Source organism: Avibacterium endocarditidis (assembly GCF_965138825.1).
GTDB classification, from domain to species: Bacteria; Pseudomonadota; Gammaproteobacteria; order Enterobacterales; family Pasteurellaceae; genus Avibacterium; species Avibacterium endocarditidis.
Genome location: NZ_CBCSDH010000011.1, coordinates 1 through 19,161, shown reverse-complemented (window position 1 = coordinate 19,161; position 19,161 = coordinate 1). Strand labels below are relative to the sequence as shown.

Here is a 19,161-nt window from a genome sequence, read left to right as displayed (position 1 = left end):
GAAAAAGAAAAATTTATAAAAAAATTACCGCACTTATTCTGTTATTTGATGGGGAAAACCACCTAATTGTTTGAGATGGTTTACCATATAACAGAATAATTCTGCGGTGCGTTCTGTATCATATAAAGCGGAATGCGCTTGTTTATGATCAAAAGGAATGTTCGCCGCTTGGCAGGCTTTCACCAATACCGTTTGACCGAACATAAATCCGCTTAATGTGGCGGTGTCAAACATTCCAAAAGGGTGGAATGGATTGCGTTTGGCTTGCACGCGCTCAGCCGCCGCCATTAAGAAACTTTGGTCGAAGGTGGCATTATGTGCCACGATAATGGAACGTTGGCATTCCGCTTGTTTTTGCGCCTGACGCACCATTTTGAATAATTCGCTAATGGCGATATTTTCCGAAATCGCACCGCGTAAGGGGTTATCAATATCAATGCCGTTAAATTTGAGTGAATCAGGATTAATATTCGCCCCTTCAAAAGGTTGAATATGAAAATGGCACTTTTGATCTGGCAATAAGAACCCATTTTCGTCCATTTTTACCGTAATAGCGGCGATTTCAAGTAACGCATCAGTTTTTGCGTTAAAGCCTGCGGTTTCTACATCAATAATCACGGGCAAGTAGCCACGAAAGCGGTTTTTTAGCAAATTATAATTAATGGGTTCGCTTGTTGTCATAACATTATGGACTATCAGATCAAAGGTGAGATAAAAAGTGCGGTGTAAAATTTGCGAAAATTTCCACCGCACTTTTTAACCGTTTATTTTAACTTAGTTGCCTAATCCGGCTTGTGCATTTTTATTTTCGATAAACTCGATTTTGTAACCATCAGGATCTTCCACGAAGGCAATTACTGTTTTGCCGCCTTTTACTGGGCCCGGCTCACGAGTAACTTTTCCGCCTGCTTGGCGAACGGCTTCGCAAGTGGCATAAATATCGTCCACGCCGATAGCGATATGCCCGTAAGCATTGCCCAGTTCATATTCGTGTACGCCCCAGTTGTAGGTTAATTCAAGCACAGAAGCTTTGTCTTCATCGTCATAACCTAAAAAAGCAAGGGTATATTTATATTCTGGATTTTCGCTGGTGCGCAATAAACGCATACCTAACACATCTTGATAAAATTTAATCGAACGATCTAAATCGCCCACGCGTAACATTGTATGTAAAATTCGCATAATCATCTCCAATCAGCAAAAAATTGTAGGCATTATGCCATAATTAGGGGGAAAAAGCATTACAGAGTTTTGTCTTAAATTTCGCTTATTTGCTATAGTCCCTTGCACCGAAAATCGCCGTGCCAACGCGTACCATTGTCGCACCGCATTCAATGGCACTGGTGAGATCATCAGACATTCCCATTGAAAGGGTGTCAATTTGACATTCGGGCAACGCGGTTTTTAATTGCTGGAAAAGCTGTTGCATTTGGCTAAAGGCCTGCTTTTGCTCAGCGATATTTTGCGTTGGGGCGGGGATCGTCATCAAGCCACGCAAACATAAGTGCGGTAGATTTTTGATGTGTTTTGCCAAATCGAGCATTTCCGCAGGTTGAATGCCTGATTTACTACTTTCATCGCTAATATTAATTTGAATCAGCACATTCAACGGTTTTTTGTAGTGGGGACGCTGATCGTTAAGACGATCGGCAATCTTGGCACGATCGAGGGTTTGCATCCAATCAAAATGTTCCGCCACTAAACGGCTTTTATTCGATTGCAACGGCCCGATGAAATGCCATTCGAGATCGAAACCTTGCCCCTCAAAATGCTGAATTTTTTCTACCCCCTCTTGCACATAGTTTTCGCCAAATTGATGTTGTCCCGCTTGGTAGGCAGTCAAAATGGCTTCTACGGGCTTGGTTTTGCTCACCGCCAATAGAGTGATATCCGTGCTGGCTCGCTGAGCTTGCTCGCACGCTTGTTGGATTTGTGTTTGCACCTGTTGTAAATTTTGTTGAATTGTCATTGTGGGCTTACCTATATCCTATGAAGTTTCGCATTATTTTAACAAAATCATTCTATATTATTCATTTTCTGTTTGACAAGGCGTGAAAATTTCGGTATTTCTAACACCATTATTTTTTGTTAGGAAAATCACAACAATGCAACGCACAATGGCAATTATTATGACCACCACCATTATTACCATTACGATGAATGGGGCGGGTTAGTGCGTTAAAAACAGGATCACAGAAAACCCGCATTACAAAGTGCGGGTTTTTTTATAAGCATTTTTTGCATTCACAACATTTATACTGAGGAGAATTTCTATGCGAGTATTAAAATTTGGTGGCACTTCGCTGGCAAATCCAGAACGTTTTTCACAAGCGGCACGGCTGATCGAAAAAGCCCATTTAGAAGAGCAAGCCGCTGGCGTGTTATCGGCCCCCGCTAAGATCACAAATTACCTTGTCGCCCTTTCTGAAAAAGCAAGCCAAAACCTACCAACTGATACCGATTTTAATCAAGCACTTGAAATTTTCTATACCATTATTAATGGCTTATATGCCGAAAATGAAAATTTTGATCTCGCAGGAACAAAAGCCCTGATTGATGCGGAATTTGCTCAAATCGCCGAGCTTTTAGCAGAAATTCGTGCTAAAGGCGTGTTAGATGACGCAGTGAAAGCGACCATTGATTGTCGCGGGGAAAAGTTGTCTATCGCAATGATGAAAGCCTGGTTTGAAGCCCGTGGCTATCAAGTTACGGTGATTAATCCCGTGGAAAAACTTTTAGCACAAGGTGGTTATTTAGAATCTTCGGTGGATATTGAAGAATCCACCAAACGCATTGATGCGGCAAGTATTCCGCCGAAAAATGTAGTGTTAATGGCAGGCTTTACTGCGGGCAATGAGAAAGGGGAACTTGTTTTACTCGGTCGTAATGGTTCAGATTATTCCGCCGCGTGCCTTGCTGCCTGTTTAAATGCTTCTGTGTGTGAAATTTGGACAGATGTGGACGGCGTGTTTACCTGCGACCCACGCCTTGTGCCTGATGCACGTTTATTGCCAAGTCTTTCTTACCGTGAAGCAATGGAACTCTCTTATTTCGGGGCGAAAGTGATTCACCCACGCACCATTGGGCCATTAGCACAAGCTAATATTCCTTGCTTAATTAAAAATACAGGTAATCCAGATGCCAAAGGCTCAATTATCGACAGCAATGCGCAATCAGAACAATTACAAGTAAAAGGGATCACCAACCTTGATAATTTGGCGATGTTTAATGTGTCAGGGCCGGGAATGCAAGGAATGGTGGGAATGGCCGCTCGCGTGTTCTCTACAATGTCAAAAGCTGGCGTTTCGGTGATTTTAATTACCCAATCTTCTTCTGAATATAGCATCAGTTTCTGTGTGCCTGTAAAAGCAGCAGAGGTGGCAAAAAATGCGTTGGAAGTGGAATTTGCCCAAGAACTGAAAAACCAAGATTTAGAAGAAATCGAAGTGATCAAAGATCTTTCCATCATCTCCGTGGTGGGCGAGGGAATGCGTCAAGCGAAAGGGATTGCTGCCCATTTCTTTTCCGCATTAGCACAAGCAAATATCAGCATTGTAGCGATTGCACAAGGATCTTCTGAGCGTTCTATTTCTGCCGTAGTGCCACAAAATAAAGCCATTGAAGCGGTGAAAGCAACGCACCAAGCCCTTTTTAATAACAAAAAAGTGGTGGATATTTTTCTCGTTGGGGTAGGTGGCGTAGGGAGTGAATTAATTGAGCAGGTAAAAAATCAGCGAGATTATTTAGCAAAAAAGGACATTGAGATCCGCGTTTGTGCCATTGCAAACTCAAATAAAATGTTACTTGATGCCAATGGCTTAAATCTGGATCACTGGCAAGAAGATTTGGAAAATGCCACACAGCCCTCTGATTTTGATGTGTTGCTTTCTTTTATTAAATTGCACCACGTTGTAAACCCCGTATTTGTGGATTGCACATCAGCGGAAAGTGTTGCAGGCTTGTATGCGCGTGCTTTAAGCGAGGGTTTCCACGTGGTTACGCCAAACAAAAAAGCCAACACCAGAGAACTCGAGTACTATAATTTATTGCGTGAAGATGCGCGTAAAAGCCAGCATAAATTCTTGTATGAAACCAATGTGGGCGCGGGCTTGCCAGTGATTGAAAACTTGCAAAATTTATTGGCTGCTGGGGACGAATTAATCCGCTTTAGTGGCATTTTATCTGGCTCGCTTTCCTTTATTTTTGGCAAGTTGGAAGAAGGACTATCGCTTTCAGAAGTTACCGCATTAGCGCGTGAAAAAGGCTTTACTGAACCGGATCCGCGTGATGATCTTTCAGGACAAGATGTGGCGCGAAAATTGCTTATTTTAGCTCGTGAAGCAGGCTTACAATTAGAATTAAGCGATGTGGAAGTAGAGGGCGTGTTGCCAAAAGGTTTTGCGGAAGGCAAATCAGTTAACGAATTTATGGCAATGTTGTCACAGCTTGATGCAGAATTTAAAGCTCGCGTGGAAAAAGCGAAAGCAGAGGGCAAAGTACTGCGTTATGTTGGACAAATTGAAAACGGCAAATGCAAAGTGTCGATTGTAGAAGTCGGGCAAGATGATCCACTGTATAAAGTAAAAAATGGTGAAAATGCCTTAGCATTCTACACCCGCTACTATCAGCCAATCCCATTATTATTGCGTGGTTATGGGGCAGGAAATGCGGTAACTGCGGCAGGGATCTTCGCTGATATTTTAAGAACATTACATAATTAAGGAGCATTTATGTTACGAATTTACGCCCCTGCATCTAGTGCGAATATCAGCGTGGGCTTTGATACATTGGGGGCGGCGGTGTCCCCAATTGATGGCTCATTATTGGGCGATGTGGTGCAAGTGGAGGCAATCAGCCAAGGCTTTGAGCTAGAAAGTGCGGGTTATTTTGTGCGTAAATTACCCAAAGAACCACAAAAAAATATCGTCTATCAAGCCTACGTTCTGTTCAGTGAACGGTTAAAATTGCGTGGCGTTAAAGTGAAGCCTCTCCGCCTCACGCTCGAAAAAAATATGCCGATTGGCTCAGGGCTTGGCTCAAGTGCTTGTTCCATTGTGGCTGCTTTGGTGGCATTAAACAAATTCCACGATGAACCGTTTTCCAAAATGGAATTATTAGAAATGATGGGCGAATTGGAGGGGCGTATTTCAGGCTCAATTCATTATGACAATGTTGCCCCTTGTTATTTAGGTGGGGTGCAATTAATGGTACAATCGCTTGGCAATATTTGTCAGCAGTTGCCATTTTTTGATAACTGGTATTGGGTGTTGGCATACCCAGGTATTGAGGTTTCTACCTCAGAAGCACGAGCCATTTTGCCGAAAAGCTACACCAGACAAGATGTAATTACCCACGGTCGCCATTTAGGGAGCTTTGTTCACGCTTGCCACACACAGCAAGAAGCCTTAGCCGCCTATATGATGAAAGATGTGATCGCAGAACCTTATCGTGAAGCACTATTACCAAACTTCGCTGAAGTTAAACAAGCGGTACGCGATCTTGGCGCACTGGCTTCTGGCATTTCAGGCTCAGGCCCAACAATGTTTGCTATCGCACCAGATTTAAACACCGCCAGCAAAGTGGCCACTTATTTGGAAAATCATTATCTACAAAACAACGAAGGCTTCGTCCACGTTTGTAAAGTAGATAACCAAGGCGCAAGAGAATTGGGCTAAAAATTGCCCAAATGGAAGTAAAACTATAAAAGCAATATTATCTGCAAAAAAGGTAACTTTTACCGCTTTTGTAAAGCAGATAATAAAGTGAAAGGGAGTAAAAATCCCCGTCCAAACCGCCCGAATGAAAATAAAATTTTTAGAAAAGTAACGCCTGAACGCAGCGTAGCGAGTATGGGCTTACTTTTCGTTAAGAAAATTTTATTGGAATGAGGAAAAAGCGGGTTGATCGGGTGCTTTTTTCTTTGCCTACTTTCTTTTGAGCAAGCAAAAGAAAGCAGGTCGCTCAACGAGCGAAACTCGTTATACATCATTAAAAATGAAAGAATTTTAAACAAAGAACATTAACCAACCCCAAACGGAACAACTATGAATTTATACAACATCAAACACCCCGAAGAACAAGTAAATTTCGCCCAAGCAGTACGCCAAGGGCTAGGCAAAGATCAAGGGCTATTTTTCCCTGAAATTATCCCGCACTTAGATAACATTGATGCCTTGCTTGAACTACCTTTGGTTGAGCGTAGCGAGAAAATCCTAGGGGCATTAATTGGTGATGAAATTCCAGCGGATAAACTGGCTCAACTGGTAAAAAATGCCTTTACATTCCCTGCACCAGTAGAAAAAGTGGCAGATCATATTTACGCCTTAGAATTATTCCACGGCCCAACTCTTGCCTTTAAAGATTTTGGCGGACGCTTTATGGCGCAAGCCCTTGCTGCCGTGCGTGGCGATGGAAAAATCACCATTTTAACGGCAACATCAGGGGATACTGGCGCAGCAGTGGCACACGCATTCTATGGTTTAGAAAATATTGATGTGGTGATTTTATATCCAAAAGGCAAAATCAGCCCATTACAAGAAAAATTATTCTGTACCCTAGGTGGGAATATCCGTACTGTTGCCATTAACGGCGATTTTGACGATTGCCAAGCCTTGGTTAAACAGGCGTTTGATGATGCGGAACTTCGCCAAGCGATTGGTTTAAATTCAGCTAACTCTATTAATATCAGCCGTTTATTAGCACAGGTTTGTTATTATTTTGAAGCGGTAGCACAACTGCCAAAAGCAGAGCGTGAAAACATTGTGGTTTCTGTGCCAAGCGGTAACTTTGGTAATCTCACCGCAGGGTTAATTGCCAAAACAATGGGCTTACCGATTAAACGTTTTATCGCCGCAACCAACGCGAACGATACCGTGCCACGTTATTTAAGCACAGGCGAATGGGCGCCAAATGACACCGTGGCAACCTTATCAAACGCAATGGACGTTAGCCGCCCAAATAACTGGCCTCGTGTAGAAGAACTCTTCAAACGCAACGGCTGGGCATTGTCAGAGCTTCATTCCGCCGCAATGAGTGATGAGCAAACTGAACACACCTTGCAAGCAATGAACGAGCAAGGCTATCTATGCGAACCGCACGGTGCGATCGCCTACGGCGTGTTAAAACAAGATTTACAAGCTGGCGAAACAGGATTATTCCTTTGCACTGCTCACCCTGCAAAATTCAAAGAAAGCGTCGAGCGAATTTTATCAACGGAATTACCTTTACCTGAAGCCTTGGATAAACACAACAAATTGCCATTGCTTTCAGATGAAATGGATAATGATTTTGCAACGTTAAAGGCGTATTTGTTGAAGAAATAATTTTGTAAAAAGGGCGGACGCATAGTGAAGTAGGGTGGGCTTTAGCCCACCATTTAATGAGATTTCTCCCTTTGGTGGGCTGAAACCCACCCTACGGAGCATTTAGATAAATTTTATATCAGTATAATGAATATATAGGGGCGGACCTGTGTGTCCGCCCGAAACATTAGAAAATAAAAAGGACAAAAAATGATTACTCTTTACGGTATTAAAAATTGCGATACGGTGAAAAAAGCGTTGAAATGGTTGGCGGATAATGGCATTGAACATCGTTTGCACGATTACCGTGTGGACGGGCTGGATAAGGCTTGGTTAGCACAAGCGGAAGCTCAGTTTGGCTGGGAAAATTTGGTGAATAAGCGTAGCACGACATGGCGTAATTTGCCTGATGAAGTGAAAAAAACGTTGTCAAAAAGCACCGCACTTGAGGTGTTATTTGAACAGCCAACGTTGATTAAACGCCCAATTATTTTACAAGAGAACATTGCGTTAATCGGCTTTGATGCCACGGCATACGATGAAGCTTTTGGTAAGTAAGAAAGGTTAAGCAATGAAAGAAACAATCGTTACCTTAGCGCAACAGCTGATCCAACGTCCTTCGATTAGCCCTGATGATCAAGGCTGTCAAAAACTAATTGCCGATCGTTTAGAAAAACTCGGGTTTCAAATTGAGTGGTTGCCTTTTAATGATACGTTAAATTTATGGGCGAAGCGCGGCTCAACAGGCCCAGTGGTGGCTTTTGCAGGGCATACCGATGTTGTGCCAGTGGGCGATGAGAGCCAATGGCAATATCCTCCGTTTTCAGCCCAAATTGTCGATGATATGTTGTATGGCCGTGGTGCGGCGGATATGAAAGGCTCGCTAGCGGCAATGGTTGTGGCGGCAGAAAATTATGTGAAAGCTAACCCAAATCACGCAGGGACGATTGCCTTGCTCATTACTTCCGATGAAGAAGCTGCGGCAAAAGATGGCACAGTGCGGGTAGTGGAAACCTTAATGGCACGCGGTGAGCCGATTGATTATTGTTTGGTTGGCGAGCCTTCAAGTGCTGAGAAATTAGGCGATGTTGTGAAAAATGGCCGCCGTGGTTCCATTACAGGCAATCTGCATATTCAAGGCGTGCAAGGCCACGTTGCTTACCCACATTTAGCCGATAATCCTGTTCATAAATCCGTTGATTTCCTAAAAGAATTAACCACTTACCAATGGGATCAGGGCAATGAATTCTTCCCGCCAACCAGTTTGCAGATTGCTAATATTCAAGCTGGTACAGGCAGTAATAATGTAATCCCTGGGGAGCTTTATGTGCAGTTTAATTTGCGTTATTGCACCGAAGTAACAGACGAGCTAATCAAGCAAACCGTAGAACAAATGCTGAAAAAACATCAGCTTGATTATCGCATTGAATGGAATTTATCGGGCAAGCCATTTTTAACAAAACCAGGTAAACTGGTGAATGCCGTGGTGGATAGTCTTGAAGAAATTGCCAAAATTACTCCCGCACTTGAAACGGGTGGTGGCACGTCAGACGGACGTTTTATTGCTTTAATGGGGGCTGAAGTGGTGGAACTTGGGCCATTAAATGCCACCATTCATAAAGTGAATGAATGCGTAAGTTGTCAAGATCTCGCCACTTTGGGCGACGTTTATCAGCAAATGTTAGTGAATTTGCTGAATAAGGACGCATAATGAAAGTGAGTTTTACACCTGCAATGCTCACGGGAAAATCGCGTGAGCATTTATCCCCTTTGCCTTGCCCGTTCTCAACACAACATTTTCTTCAGCCAGATGCCTTAAAAGCCTTTCAAGGCTTACAGCAAAGTGCGGTCAAAAATGGCTTCAATTTACAGCCTGCGAGTAGCTTTCGAGATTTCCAGCGTCAGCAAATGATTTGGAATGAGAAATTTGCGGGCAAGCGTAAAGTACATAATGATGAAGGACAAGCACTTGACTTATCTTGTTGTTCTGATTGGGAAAAATGCCAAGCGATTTTGCGTTGGTCAGCCTTGCCGGGGGGAAGCCGTCATCACTGGGGAACGGAAGTGGATATTTTTGATCCTGATTTATTGCCAGCAGATCAAAAATTACAACTTGAGCCTTGGGAATATGGTGAGAAAGGCTATTTTTTTGAGCTGAGTGAATGGCTAAAAGAAAATGTGCAAAAGTTTGATTTTTACTTCCCTTTTGCACAAATGCCAGAACGTCTAACTATTGGTTATGAGCCTTGGCATATTAGTTATTTACCAATGGCTGAGCTTGCTCGCTCGCATTTCAATCCTGAAATTTTAGTGCAAGCTTGGCAAGATCAAGATGTAGCAGGCAAGGCAACATTAATCAAGCAATTGCCTGAAATTTTTGAACGATTTTTTATTTAGAAGGAAAATAAAATGAGTGAAAAACGTTTTTTTCCACAAAGTATCTCTGCATTATTACAATGGGTGCTGAATATTTCTCTCTTAGTGCTTGCACTGATTTTGGTCGTGTTTTTAGCGAAAGAAACTTATGGTCTAGCCCTTGTGCTATTTGAGCAATCAAAAGAGGCCTCTTATCTGTTGGTGGAAAAAATTGTGGTGTATTTCCTTTATTTTGAGTTTTTAGCCTTGATTGTGAAATACTTTAAAACTGATTATCACTTTCCTCTGCGTTATTTTTTATATATTGGGATTACTGCAATGGTGCGCTTAATCATTGTGGATCATTCCAGCCCAGTAAATACTTTGCTCTTTTCTGGATCGATTTTGCTAATGGTGATTGCGCTATTCTTGGTTAGCTCAGATCGCCTGAAGAAAAGTTAGCCGATTTTTCATAGGTTTTGTGAACAAGGTCAAATTTTTCAACAAAGAACAGAAAAATTACATTTTTTTTTGTAAAAAACTGGCGTATTCTTAGCAAAATTTTATGCGAGGAAAAATGATGTCCGACTTACAGCAATTTACTCAACAGGATATTGAAATTATCAAGGAAGAACCGCTTTATAACGGTTTTTTTAATTTAAAGAAAGTCTATTTTAAACATAAGCTGTTTGCTGGCGGTGAAAGCGGTGTAGTAACCCGTGAATTGCTGGTGAAAGGCGCAGCTTCTGTGGTGGTGGCTTATGATCCTGATGCCGATAGCGTGGTGATGGTAGAACAGGTGCGCATCGGTGCTTATAACCCGCAGCTTAGCCAATCCCCTTGGTTGTTAGAACTGATCGCAGGTATGGTGGAAGAAGGCGAGCAGCCCGATGAGGTGGCGCAGCGTGAAAGCCAAGAGGAAGCAGGCGTACAAGTAGAACATTTGCGTGAAGTGATGAGCTTTTGGGATAGTCCAGGGGGCATTGTGGAACGCATTCATTTATTTGTCGGCAAAGTAGATAGCCAAAAAGCACAGGGTATTCACGGCTTGGCCGATGAAAATGAAGACATTCGCGTTCACGTTATCCCGCGTCAAACTGCTTACGAATGGGTTTGCAATGGCAAGATTGATAATGGCTTAGCGGTAACAGGTTTGCTGTGGCTACAATTAAATTACCTTTCTTTACAAAAGGAATGGTCAAAAATGTGAACTGGATCGAATTTTTAATAGAAAATTTGGCGTAAACTTTGATCCCGCTAGCATTTTTTAGATTTACCTAATGCAATTTTTTTTCAAATTCGTAACGTATAACAAAAATTAATAATAAATATAACAGGAGGAGAGCGTACTTTGGTCAATACTTATACATATCCAACGGACAATGACGTTGTACGTTTGGTGCAGATTACAGATCCTCATTTGTTTAAGGACGAAAACGGTGAATTGCTTGGTATCAACACCCAAGCCAGCTTCAACCAAGTTTTAAGTGAAATTAAACAAAGTGATTTTGATTATGAGTTGGTTCTTGCCACAGGGGACTTGGTGCAAGACAGTAGCAGTGAAGGGTATTTACGTTTTTGCGAAACAGTGCAGTGCTTAGAGAAAATGGTGTTTTGGATCCCCGGAAATCACGATTTTCAACCTAAGATGTTTGATATTCTTAATCATAATAACGGCAATATTAATCCGCTTAAACATCTTTTAATTGGTGAACACTGGCAGATTTTAATGCTTGATAGCCAAGTTTTTGGCGTACCTCACGGACAGCTCGGACAATATCAGATTGATTGGCTGTTATCTAAACTGAAAGATTATCCAGAGCGCTATTCTTTGGTGGTGTTGCATCACCATATCTTATCTACGAACTCTGCTTGGCTAGATCAGCATAATTTACGCAATGCGTTAGATTTAGCCTATACCTTATCACCATTTAACAATGTGAAAGGCATTTTATATGGACATATCCACCAAGCTGTGGATAGCGAATGGAAGGGCTACAAAGTGATGGCAACGCCGTCCACCTGCATTCAATTTAAACCTGATAGCAACAGCTTCGCTTTGGACACATTACAACCTGGTTGGCGTGAAATTGAGCTTTACAATGATGGACGCATTGAAACCCGAGTGAAACGTATCCAGCAAGCTACATTTCTACCGAATATGCTCGGGGAGGGCTATTAGCTGAGGAAAGAGCAAATAACTAAGTGCGGTGATTTTTCACCGCATTTTTATAGTTACTTGCTCCTTACTTACTATAACCCCAACGCATACTTCAATGCTTGTTTTTTCAACGGTGTGGCTTTGGATGCTAATAAAAGGGCAGCGTTGCGGGCGATTTTGACGGGCAACAATTCTGTTTTAAAGCCTTTGTAGAATAAATCCATTGCCGATTGCATTAGTAAATTGTCTTTTTGACGCAAGGCTTGGTATTTTTTTAGTACCTCATCAGAAGCAAAATTTTGTTGATTTTTCACCGCACTTTCGATCACTTGCAACAGCGCTTTTACGTCTTTAAAACCTAAGTTTACACCTTGCCCTGCCAATGGATTAATGGTATGAGCGGCATCGCCCACTAGCACAATGCCTTGATGATAATATTGCTGAGCGTGGCGGCGGGTGAGGGTAAAACTGCCTGCTTTTTGCACCTTAACTTGACCTAATCTTGCAGGGAAAGATTGCTCAATAGTGTGGGCTAATTTTTCTTTGGATAATTGTTTCAGTTGAGTGATTTTTTCTGGGCTGTCATACCACACAAGGCAAGCCTGTTGCCCTTCAAGGGGTAAAAAAGCTCTTGGGCCAGATGGGAAAAATTGCTGCCAAGTGATGTCTTGTTGTGGTAATTCGGTGTCCACCAAAATTAATAAACAATCTTGGCGATATTGCCAGCCTGTTACGCCAATGCCGGCAATTTGGCGCAGTTGCGAATTTGCACCGTCTGCGGCGATGACTAATGGGGTGGAATATTGTTCACCATTGGTTAAAAAAATCTGCCAATTTTCACCGCACTTTTCTGCACGTTGCACTTTCACGTCGATACTACTTTGCACATTGTCTAACTGGGACAAGGCTTGCCATAAGCCAAGTTGGATCACGTTGTTTTCCACCATATAACCGAGTTCGGAATGATCTAACTCTTTGCAATGAAAGTAAGTGGAAAAGCCGTCAATTTCCCAAGTTTCTAAGGCGCGATAGGGGCAAATGCGCATTTGTTCGATATATTTCCAACTTTGTAATTGTTGCAGTAATTGGACAGAAGCAAGGCTAATGGCGGAAATGCGCAAATCATAAGGGGAATTTTCCTGAAAAGTGGGTAATGGCGCGCCTTCAATCACTTGCACGTTTAGCCCTAATTGCCCCAACCCTACGGCACAAGCCGCACCAACCATTCCGCCGCCAACAATGATTACATCGCGTTGTGCATTCATTTTTGCCTCTTTTTATCCGAAAAGTGCGGTGATTTTTTTGCTAATTTTTATACCGCACTTGCATTTTTCACTGCCTGCTAGTTTACCTTTTATGAGTAAAATTCAAAAGAAAAGATTATTTTAACTAGCCACCACCAGCACAAGTCGGTAAAATAGCCAGTCGATTTTTACAGGTTAAACGATTTAAAGCAAATTATGACGCAAAAATTACATATTAAAACGTGGGGCTGTCAAATGAACGAGTATGACAGCTCAAAAATGGCAGATTTATTAAACAGCACGCACGGCTTGGAATTAACGGATATTCCAGAAGAAGCGGACGTGTTGTTGTTGAACACTTGCTCTATTCGTGAAAAAGCGCAAGAAAAAGTGTTCCATCAATTAGGGCGTTGGAAAGAATTAAAGAAAACCAATCCCAGTTTAGTGATTGGCGTGGGCGGTTGTGTGGCATCACAAGAGGGTGAGCATATTCGTAGCCGCGCACCTTATGTGGATATTGTCTTCGGCCCGCAAACCTTGCACCGCTTGCCTGAAATGATCAACCAGATCCGTGGCGGTAAAAGTTCCGTGGTGGACGTCAGTTTCCCTGAAATTGAGAAATTTGACCGCTTGCCAGAACCGCGCGCAGAAGGCCCAACGGCGTTCGTATCAATTATGGAAGGCTGTAATAAATATTGTACTTTCTGTGTAGTGCCTTACACCCGTGGCGAAGAAGTGAGCCGTCCTCTTGATGATGTACTGTTTGAAATCGCACAGCTGGCAGAACAAGGCGTGCGTGAAGTGAATTTATTAGGGCAAAACGTGAATGCTTATCGCGGCCCAACCCACGATGGCGGTATTTGTTCTTTCTCTGAATTATTGCGTTTAGTGGCAGCGATTGATGGTATCGACCGTGTTCGTTTCACCACCAGCCACCCAATTGAATTTACTGATGACATTATTGATGTGTATGCGGACACGCCAGAATTAGTCAGTTTCTTACACTTGCCAGTGCAAAGTGGTTCTGATCGTATTTTGAATTTAATGAAGCGCGGCCATACGGCGTTGGAATATAAATCCATTATTCGCAAATTACGCAAAGTGCGCCCTGATATTCAAATCAGCTCTGATTTTATCGTTGGTTTCCCTGGGGAAACGGAGCAAGATTTTGAAGATACGATGAACCTGATCGCACAAGTAAATTTCGATATGAGCTTTAGCTTCATCTATTCTGCTCGTCCGGGAACGCCTGCGGCAGATATTCCTGATGATGTGAGCGAAGACGAGAAAAAACAGCGTTTATATGTGCTACAACAACGCATTAACAACCAAGCGGCACAATTTAGCCGTGCAATGCTTGGCACAGAGCAGCGCGTGTTAGTGGAAGGGCCATCGAAGAAAGATTTAATGGAACTCACCGGCCGCACGGAAACCAACCGTATCGTAAACTTTGTGGGAACGCCAGATATGATCGGCAAATTTGTGGATATTAAAATCACTGATGTGTTCACCAACTCCTTGCGTGGTGATGTGGTGCGTACCGAAGATCAAATGGGACTTCGTGTAGTGCAATCGCCACAAGCGGTGATTAACCGCACGCGCAAAGAAGATGAACTCGGCGTGGGGCATTATCAAGGTTAGCTCAACCAAAGAGTGATCATAATATCAATTTTTGAGTGTTGAGATACTTATTGAAAAAAGCTGATTACAATGTAATCAGCTTTTTGTTTTATCATTTTATAGCAATTAGCTAAACATTGCAGAGATTGATTCTTCGTTACTGATACGACGAATCGCTTCGGCAAGCATACTTGAAAGTGTAAGCACACGCACTTTACCCAAGGCTTTGATTTCTGGGCTAAGTGGAATAGTGTCGGTTACCACGATTTCATCAAGAGCATCGCTGGCAAGACTTTTTGCCGCTGAGCCTGAGAATACGGCGTGAGTTGCATAAGCAAAAACGCGTCTTGCGCCACGTTCTTTTAATGCTTCTGCGGCTTTGCATAGTGTTCCGCCTGTATCGATCATATCATCAACGAGAATACAATCACGTCCAGCTACATCCCCAATAATATGCATAACCTGTGCGACATTGGCTTTTGGACGGCGTTTATCAATAATTGCCATATCGGTATCGTTGAGTAATTTTGCCACCGCACGGGCGCGAACCACACCACCAATATCAGGTGAAACCACGATTGGATTTTCAAGATCAGTTTTCTTTAAAATATCGTGAATTAATACTGGCGAACCAAATACGTTATCCACAGGAACATCAAAGAATCCTTGAATTTGCTCAGCGTGAAGATCACAGGTTAAAACACGATCTACCCCTACGCTTGATAAGAAATCCGCCACCACTTTTGCGGTGATAGGCACACGCGCAGAGCGCACACGGCGATCTTGGCGAGCATAGCCGAAATAAGGGATTACCGCAGTGATACGACCTGCTGATGCACGGCGTAAAGCATCAACCATCACAAGTAATTCCATTAGGTTGTCATTTGTTGGTGCGCAGGTTGATTGGATAATGAAAACATCGCTACCACGCACGTTTTCATTGATCTGCACTTGAATTTCCCCATCACTAAAACGTCCCACAGTGGCATCACCAAGCGAGAGGTATAAGCGTTCAGAAATTCGTTTTGCTAGTTCTGGCGTTGCATTACCAGCGAAAAGTTTTATGTCAGGCATTGTAAAATTAACCTCAGAATTTTAGATGGAAGAATGTGTAACATATTGATCTCATTGGAATAAATGCTCCATCATTTGATGTAATGGCGAAACATTTAGCCCTTTTGCAACAAAACCAAAACAGTCTTTTGGCTTATTTAGAAATACTGCTTGAGCAGATTGAGCATCGTCAAATTCTGCGAAAACACAAGCCCCTGTTCCCGTTAATCTTGCGGGGGCATATTGTAACAACCAGCCCAGCAGTTCTTCAACCTCTGGATAATGATCTCGCACAATTTTTTCGCAATCGTTTGTATAATTTTCAGCTAAAAGTTGTGAAAGTGGTCTTTTCGGGGTATTGCGCGGCAAATTAGGATCTTGAAAAATGACGCCGGTTGAAATGGAAACTTCAGGTTTTAGCACTACGTACCATTTTTCAGCAGGATTACAATAGTGAATTTTTTCTCCCACGCCTTCTGCAAACGCCGCTTTGCCGTGGACGAAAATAGGCACGTCAGCGCCCAGCTGTAATCCTAACTGAGCCAACTCTTCAAGGGAACATTGCGTTTTCCACAAAGCATTAAGAGCAACAAGTGTGGTAGCCGCATTTGATGAGCCACCGCCAACGCCACCGCCCATAGGCAAGATTTTATCTAAATGAATATTCGCTCCTAGCTGGCATCCCGTGCGCTGTTGGAGTAAACGCGCTGCGCGATAAATTAGGTTATCTTCTTGTTTTAAATGGGGAATTTCTGGGGAAAGAATAATTTGTGAATCGTCCCTAACGCCAATTTCTAGCCAATCGCCAAAATCCAAAAATTGGAATAAGGTCTGCAATTCGTGGTAACCATTTTCCAAGCGCCCATTAATATAAAGAAACAAATTTAATTTTGCTGGGCTAGGAAAACGGTAGCGTCCATTTTTCGGCGGAACAAAAAGTGCGGTGGAAAAATGATAATTTTTCATTAGTATTTCCAATGATTAACACGAATTTTCAGGGTTTGTGCGTCATTTTTTAGCAAAATATCCCGTGGTAGGGCAGGCGAGCGGTCTTGGTGATAATTCAAGTAATCCACCGTCCATTGCTCACCATTGACGGCATAAGTAAAGTTGGCGAGCAAATGGTTCTTACCCACATTGTAATCCTGTTGATTGTTTGGTTCACCTTTTAGCCAAGTGGCTAGCTGGGTGAGTGGTATATCCATACCGATAATTTCGCGTAATAACGCTTGGGCATCTTTAGCTGAGCGCTGGCGTCCTTTTTCATCTGAAATGGTTAAACCTTGCGCGTGCATTTTAAAGATGAGTTTGGAACTACTTAAGGCAGAAGAAAGCACCAGTGTATAGGCTTTCGGATTTTGATATTGCCAATCAAAGGCGGTAGAAAAACGCTGTTTGGCGCTGATATAGCCAATTTGTCCTTCTGCTTGATAAGCACTAATTTGTTGAATTTGTTGTAAATGTTGCTGCCAAGTGCGGTCGTTTTTTTCTATATATTGCACATTGGCTGGGCGGTTATCATCAATATCGAGGGCGCAGCCTGCTAGCAACAAGCTGATAAATAAAGGAATAAAAAGAGTTTTTAAGAATTTCATTGCGTTATACCGAGAAAATTTTGAGGTATTGTAAGGGGTTAGGAGGGATTAGTAAAGGAAAGCAGTTTAAGGATAAAGTATAAAAATAAGTGTGGTGGAAAAATTTTGGGGATAGTATTAGCTTAGTCTTACATTTTACACTAAAGTTGCAGTGTTTTTAGCTGCTCTTTTGGCTCTCTAAAGTGAGATTCACATTCTTTTCATAATAAAGGACAAGGTTTCTTATCAATAAACGATGAGGGGAAAATTGAACTCCCAGTTTACTTGAAATCACTCGAAAGAGATGGCTAATTTGATACTCTGTTGTAACTTGTCCTTTATATCGAGTTTTACAAAATATATTAATATTAAATAACTGAGAATGAGAAGTCTGGCTACATTTCCTCAACTCAATAATTAATCTTTCAATATAGGGTAATAATCTTTCAGAAATAGGAATACAATGATATTCATGGTTTTTATTGAACTCTGGAGAAATATGAATAACTTTCTGATATAAATCAATATCACCGATTTTCAAACGAAGTAATTGGGCTCGGAGAATCCCAGTAAAACGAAATGTATTAACTAATGCCGGGATAAACCATTGGGGATTCAATACCTCTAGCAAACTTTCTTCACTACTAAGAAAAAAGTTCTAATTTTTGTAATTGGCAGTCCGTAAGCGTTTTTCTTTTTGCTTTACCTGTCCATAAAAATAATTTATTACATGGATTTTCTTTATAATCCAATAATTTTTGTTCAATCCCAAATTTATAAAGACATTTTAAATTCCGTAAATAACTATTCCAAGTGATTGGTTTAATCCCTTCCCCTACAACGGTATTACGCCAATTAAGTAAATGAGTACGCGTAATTTCATTTGGGTAAATCACATAACAACGCCAAAAGTTTACGCTATCATCTTTGATGACTCGCTTTCTATGCAAGCCGAGTGCTTGAAATTCATATTGTAAATTATTTATACTTTCTTCATAAAAATACTCCCCCTTTTCTTGTAAGTAGAGCTCAAAGGAACTTGGGCTAACAATAAATAAACAATCATTAACAATATGAACTTTTGCCGTGCGATCATTAAAGGTGAGTTTATTATTTAACAGTTTATTTTTTATCCACTCCACAAATTTCTGCCCTTCGGATTTGAAATTCGAGTCGTTGTTTGTTGGAGATATTGGAGGCTCTGGAATAGAATTTGCTTCAATGTCGATGTGCGTATTCAGATTCTCTGGCTCAGATTTTAATATCGTTGTTGTTCCAGCTTCAGCAGAGGAGATATTCACCACTTTTACTCATTAGCCATAGCCCTTCTTCAGTAAGCCAGCCATCTCCTGGACCTTTAGCGCTGATTTTGAATTTTTGTGAAACTAAATAACGTAAGGCTAAAACAAGTTGTTTTGCAAAAGAAATTAGTGGTTTTTGGACAAGTTTAGTAATATCACCGCCAAGAGCGAGAGCAACACTGTTTTGATCTGCTTTTTGCACAATTTCAGCTAATACACTCGCTTTATCATAATGTCCTGCCATAGCATACATTAATGCAGAAAATACGTCGGGATAGTTTGCTAGCCAATCAAAGGTTTCTTTGGAAATCAGTTGATTCGCGATAAATCCCCCTAATACCGGATTAGGCATTCTTGAATAAACTAACTATATAGTTTCTGATTTTATCAACTCACTTCACTTTTTATTCACTTTCGAATAAACTATTTAAAATTAGGGGCTGTAGTAGATTAGCCCTAAATTTCACACCATTTTCGCAATATTTTTAACTGCTCTTTTGGTGGCCCAAAGTTAAACCGAAATTCACATTCCTTCAAGAATAAAGGAAAGTT

General features: G+C 41.7%; 19 protein-coding genes and 2 pseudogenes. 10 read left to right on the top strand and 11 right to left on the bottom strand.

All coding sequences use genetic code 11. The features are described 5' to 3' along the window. Window positions 1–33: 33 nt before the first annotated feature. The 3 genes from rnt to ACNAV8_RS07515 form a co-directional block, all read right to left on the bottom strand. A complete protein-coding gene (rnt, locus tag ACNAV8_RS07525) occupies window positions 34–681 on the bottom strand; it encodes a ribonuclease T (protein WP_103855821.1) in 648 nt (215 codons plus the stop codon). A gap of 93 nt (window positions 682–774) precedes the next feature. Next, window positions 775–1,182: a lactoylglutathione lyase gene (gene gloA, locus ACNAV8_RS07520; RefSeq protein WP_103855820.1), complete on the bottom strand. Its 408-nt coding sequence runs from the start codon at window positions 1,180–1,182 to the stop codon at window positions 775–777. A gap of 85 nt (window positions 1,183–1,267) precedes the next feature. Next, entirely contained in the window at window positions 1,268–1,969 is a 702-nt protein-coding gene (locus ACNAV8_RS07515; RefSeq protein ID WP_103855819.1) for a YggS family pyridoxal phosphate-dependent enzyme, read from the bottom strand. Window positions 1,970–2,273: 304 nt separating this feature from the next. Between ACNAV8_RS07515 and thrA the strand changes: the two genes are divergently transcribed. The 9 genes from thrA to cpdA all read left to right on the top strand — a co-directional run bounded on the left by thrA (window position 2,274) and on the right by cpdA (window position 11,838). Then, complete coding sequence (thrA, locus tag ACNAV8_RS07510; RefSeq protein WP_415777491.1) at window positions 2,274–4,721, top strand: bifunctional aspartate kinase/homoserine dehydrogenase I; 2,448 nt, start codon at window positions 2,274–2,276, stop codon at window positions 4,719–4,721. A gap of 9 nt (window positions 4,722–4,730) precedes the next feature. Further along, a complete protein-coding gene (thrB, locus tag ACNAV8_RS07505) occupies window positions 4,731–5,675 on the top strand; it encodes a homoserine kinase (RefSeq protein ID WP_415777489.1) in 945 nt (314 codons plus the stop codon). Window positions 5,676–6,044: 369 nt separating this feature from the next. Beyond that, on the top strand, window positions 6,045–7,322 hold the full coding sequence (thrC, locus tag ACNAV8_RS07500) for a threonine synthase (protein ID WP_103855568.1): 1,278 nt from the start codon (window positions 6,045–6,047) through the stop codon (window positions 7,320–7,322). A 189-nt stretch (window positions 7,323–7,511) separates the two neighbouring features. Next, window positions 7,512–7,859 carry an ArsC family reductase gene (locus ACNAV8_RS07495; RefSeq protein WP_415777487.1) on the top strand — a complete coding sequence of 116 codons (348 nt, stop codon included), beginning with the start codon at window positions 7,512–7,514 and terminating at the stop codon, window positions 7,857–7,859. Window positions 7,860–7,872: 13 nt separating this feature from the next. Then, on the top strand, window positions 7,873–9,012 hold the full coding sequence (gene dapE / locus ACNAV8_RS07490; RefSeq protein WP_103855567.1) for a succinyl-diaminopimelate desuccinylase: 1,140 nt from the start codon (window positions 7,873–7,875) through the stop codon (window positions 9,010–9,012). After that, a complete protein-coding gene (locus ACNAV8_RS07485) occupies window positions 9,012–9,698 on the top strand; it encodes a M15 family metallopeptidase (protein ID WP_103855566.1) in 687 nt (228 codons plus the stop codon). The genes dapE and ACNAV8_RS07485 overlap by 1 nt, the downstream gene beginning before the upstream one ends. 12 nt (window positions 9,699–9,710) lie before the next feature. Continuing rightward, a complete protein-coding gene (gene psiE / locus ACNAV8_RS07480) occupies window positions 9,711–10,118 on the top strand; it encodes a phosphate-starvation-inducible protein PsiE (RefSeq protein WP_103855565.1) in 408 nt (135 codons plus the stop codon). 118 nt (window positions 10,119–10,236) lie between these two features. Continuing rightward, entirely contained in the window at window positions 10,237–10,866 is a 630-nt protein-coding gene (gene nudF, locus ACNAV8_RS07475) for an ADP-ribose diphosphatase (protein WP_103855564.1), read from the top strand. Window positions 10,867–11,007: 141 nt separating this feature from the next. Beyond that, the gene (gene cpdA / locus ACNAV8_RS07470; protein WP_103855563.1) at window positions 11,008–11,838 is read left to right on the top strand and encodes a 3',5'-cyclic-AMP phosphodiesterase; all 831 of its coding nucleotides are present in this window, start codon (window positions 11,008–11,010) and stop codon (window positions 11,836–11,838) included. A 71-nt stretch (window positions 11,839–11,909) separates the two neighbouring features. Here the strand turns inward: cpdA and ACNAV8_RS07465 are convergent, their stop codons facing one another. Beyond that, window positions 11,910–13,082 (bottom strand): FAD-dependent monooxygenase, encoded by a 1,173-nt coding sequence (locus tag ACNAV8_RS07465; RefSeq protein WP_415777485.1) that lies wholly within the window; start codon window positions 13,080–13,082, stop codon window positions 11,910–11,912. 195 nt (window positions 13,083–13,277) lie between these two features. Here ACNAV8_RS07465 and miaB point away from each other — a divergent pair, with 195 nt between their 5' ends. After that, window positions 13,278–14,702, top strand: coding sequence for a tRNA (N6-isopentenyl adenosine(37)-C2)-methylthiotransferase MiaB (miaB, locus tag ACNAV8_RS07460; RefSeq protein ID WP_103855562.1), 1,425 nt, complete (start codon window positions 13,278–13,280; stop codon window positions 14,700–14,702). Between the two features lie 105 nt (window positions 14,703–14,807). Here miaB and ACNAV8_RS07455 read toward each other — a convergent pair whose 3' ends face one another. The 7 genes and pseudogenes from ACNAV8_RS07455 to ACNAV8_RS07425 form a co-directional block, all read right to left on the bottom strand. Continuing rightward, window positions 14,808–15,755: a ribose-phosphate pyrophosphokinase gene (locus ACNAV8_RS07455; protein ID WP_103855561.1), complete on the bottom strand. Its 948-nt coding sequence runs from the start codon at window positions 15,753–15,755 to the stop codon at window positions 14,808–14,810. 51 nt (window positions 15,756–15,806) lie between these two features. Next, on the bottom strand, window positions 15,807–16,700 hold the full coding sequence (ispE, locus tag ACNAV8_RS07450) for a 4-(cytidine 5'-diphospho)-2-C-methyl-D-erythritol kinase (RefSeq protein ID WP_415777483.1): 894 nt from the start codon (window positions 16,698–16,700) through the stop codon (window positions 15,807–15,809). Beyond that, entirely contained in the window at window positions 16,700–17,329 is a 630-nt protein-coding gene (gene lolB, locus ACNAV8_RS07445; RefSeq protein ID WP_103855560.1) for a lipoprotein insertase outer membrane protein LolB, read from the bottom strand. Before lolB ends, ispE begins: the two co-directional genes overlap by 1 nt. Window positions 17,330–17,486: 157 nt before the next feature. Next, window positions 17,487–17,849 carry a site-specific integrase gene (locus ACNAV8_RS07440; protein ID WP_415777535.1) on the bottom strand — a complete coding sequence of 121 codons (363 nt, stop codon included), beginning with the start codon at window positions 17,847–17,849 and terminating at the stop codon, window positions 17,487–17,489. A gap of 103 nt (window positions 17,850–17,952) precedes the next feature. Beyond that, on the bottom strand, window positions 17,953–18,609 hold the full coding sequence (locus ACNAV8_RS07435; protein ID WP_415777482.1) for a conjugal transfer nickase/helicase domain-containing protein: 657 nt from the start codon (window positions 18,607–18,609) through the stop codon (window positions 17,953–17,955). Window position 18,610: 1 nt separating this feature from the next. Further along, window positions 18,611–18,955, bottom strand: a pseudogene (locus tag ACNAV8_RS07430) (TraI domain-containing protein); the annotation flags it as partial. A 110-nt stretch (window positions 18,956–19,065) separates the two neighbouring features. Next, a pseudogene (locus tag ACNAV8_RS07425) lies at window positions 19,066–19,161 on the bottom strand (IS1595 family transposase); the annotation flags it as partial.

Coding starts and splice junctions, on each gene's coding strand:
- rnt (WP_103855821.1), bottom strand. CDS start 681: ATGACAACAAGCGAACCCATTAATTATAATTTGCTAAAAAACCGCTTT.
- gloA (WP_103855820.1), bottom strand. CDS start 1,182: ATGCGAATTTTACATACAATGTTACGCGTGGGCGATTTAGATCGTTCG.
- ACNAV8_RS07515 (WP_103855819.1), bottom strand. CDS start 1,969: ATGACAATTCAACAAAATTTACAACAGGTGCAAACACAAATCCAACAA.
- thrA (WP_415777491.1), top strand. CDS start 2,274: ATGCGAGTATTAAAATTTGGTGGCACTTCGCTGGCAAATCCAGAACGT.
- thrB (WP_415777489.1), top strand. CDS start 4,731: ATGTTACGAATTTACGCCCCTGCATCTAGTGCGAATATCAGCGTGGGC.
- thrC (WP_103855568.1), top strand. CDS start 6,045: ATGAATTTATACAACATCAAACACCCCGAAGAACAAGTAAATTTCGCC.
- ACNAV8_RS07495 (WP_415777487.1), top strand. CDS start 7,512: ATGATTACTCTTTACGGTATTAAAAATTGCGATACGGTGAAAAAAGCG.
- dapE (WP_103855567.1), top strand. CDS start 7,873: ATGAAAGAAACAATCGTTACCTTAGCGCAACAGCTGATCCAACGTCCT.
- ACNAV8_RS07485 (WP_103855566.1), top strand. CDS start 9,012: ATGAAAGTGAGTTTTACACCTGCAATGCTCACGGGAAAATCGCGTGAG.
- psiE (WP_103855565.1), top strand. CDS start 9,711: ATGAGTGAAAAACGTTTTTTTCCACAAAGTATCTCTGCATTATTACAA.
- nudF (WP_103855564.1), top strand. CDS start 10,237: ATGTCCGACTTACAGCAATTTACTCAACAGGATATTGAAATTATCAAG.
- ACNAV8_RS07465 (WP_415777485.1), bottom strand. CDS start 13,082: ATGAATGCACAACGCGATGTAATCATTGTTGGCGGCGGAATGGTTGGT.
- miaB (WP_103855562.1), top strand. CDS start 13,278: ATGACGCAAAAATTACATATTAAAACGTGGGGCTGTCAAATGAACGAG.
- ACNAV8_RS07455 (WP_103855561.1), bottom strand. CDS start 15,755: ATGCCTGACATAAAACTTTTCGCTGGTAATGCAACGCCAGAACTAGCA.
- ispE (WP_415777483.1), bottom strand. CDS start 16,700: ATGAAAAATTATCATTTTTCCACCGCACTTTTTGTTCCGCCGAAAAAT.
- lolB (WP_103855560.1), bottom strand. CDS start 17,329: ATGAAATTCTTAAAAACTCTTTTTATTCCTTTATTTATCAGCTTGTTG.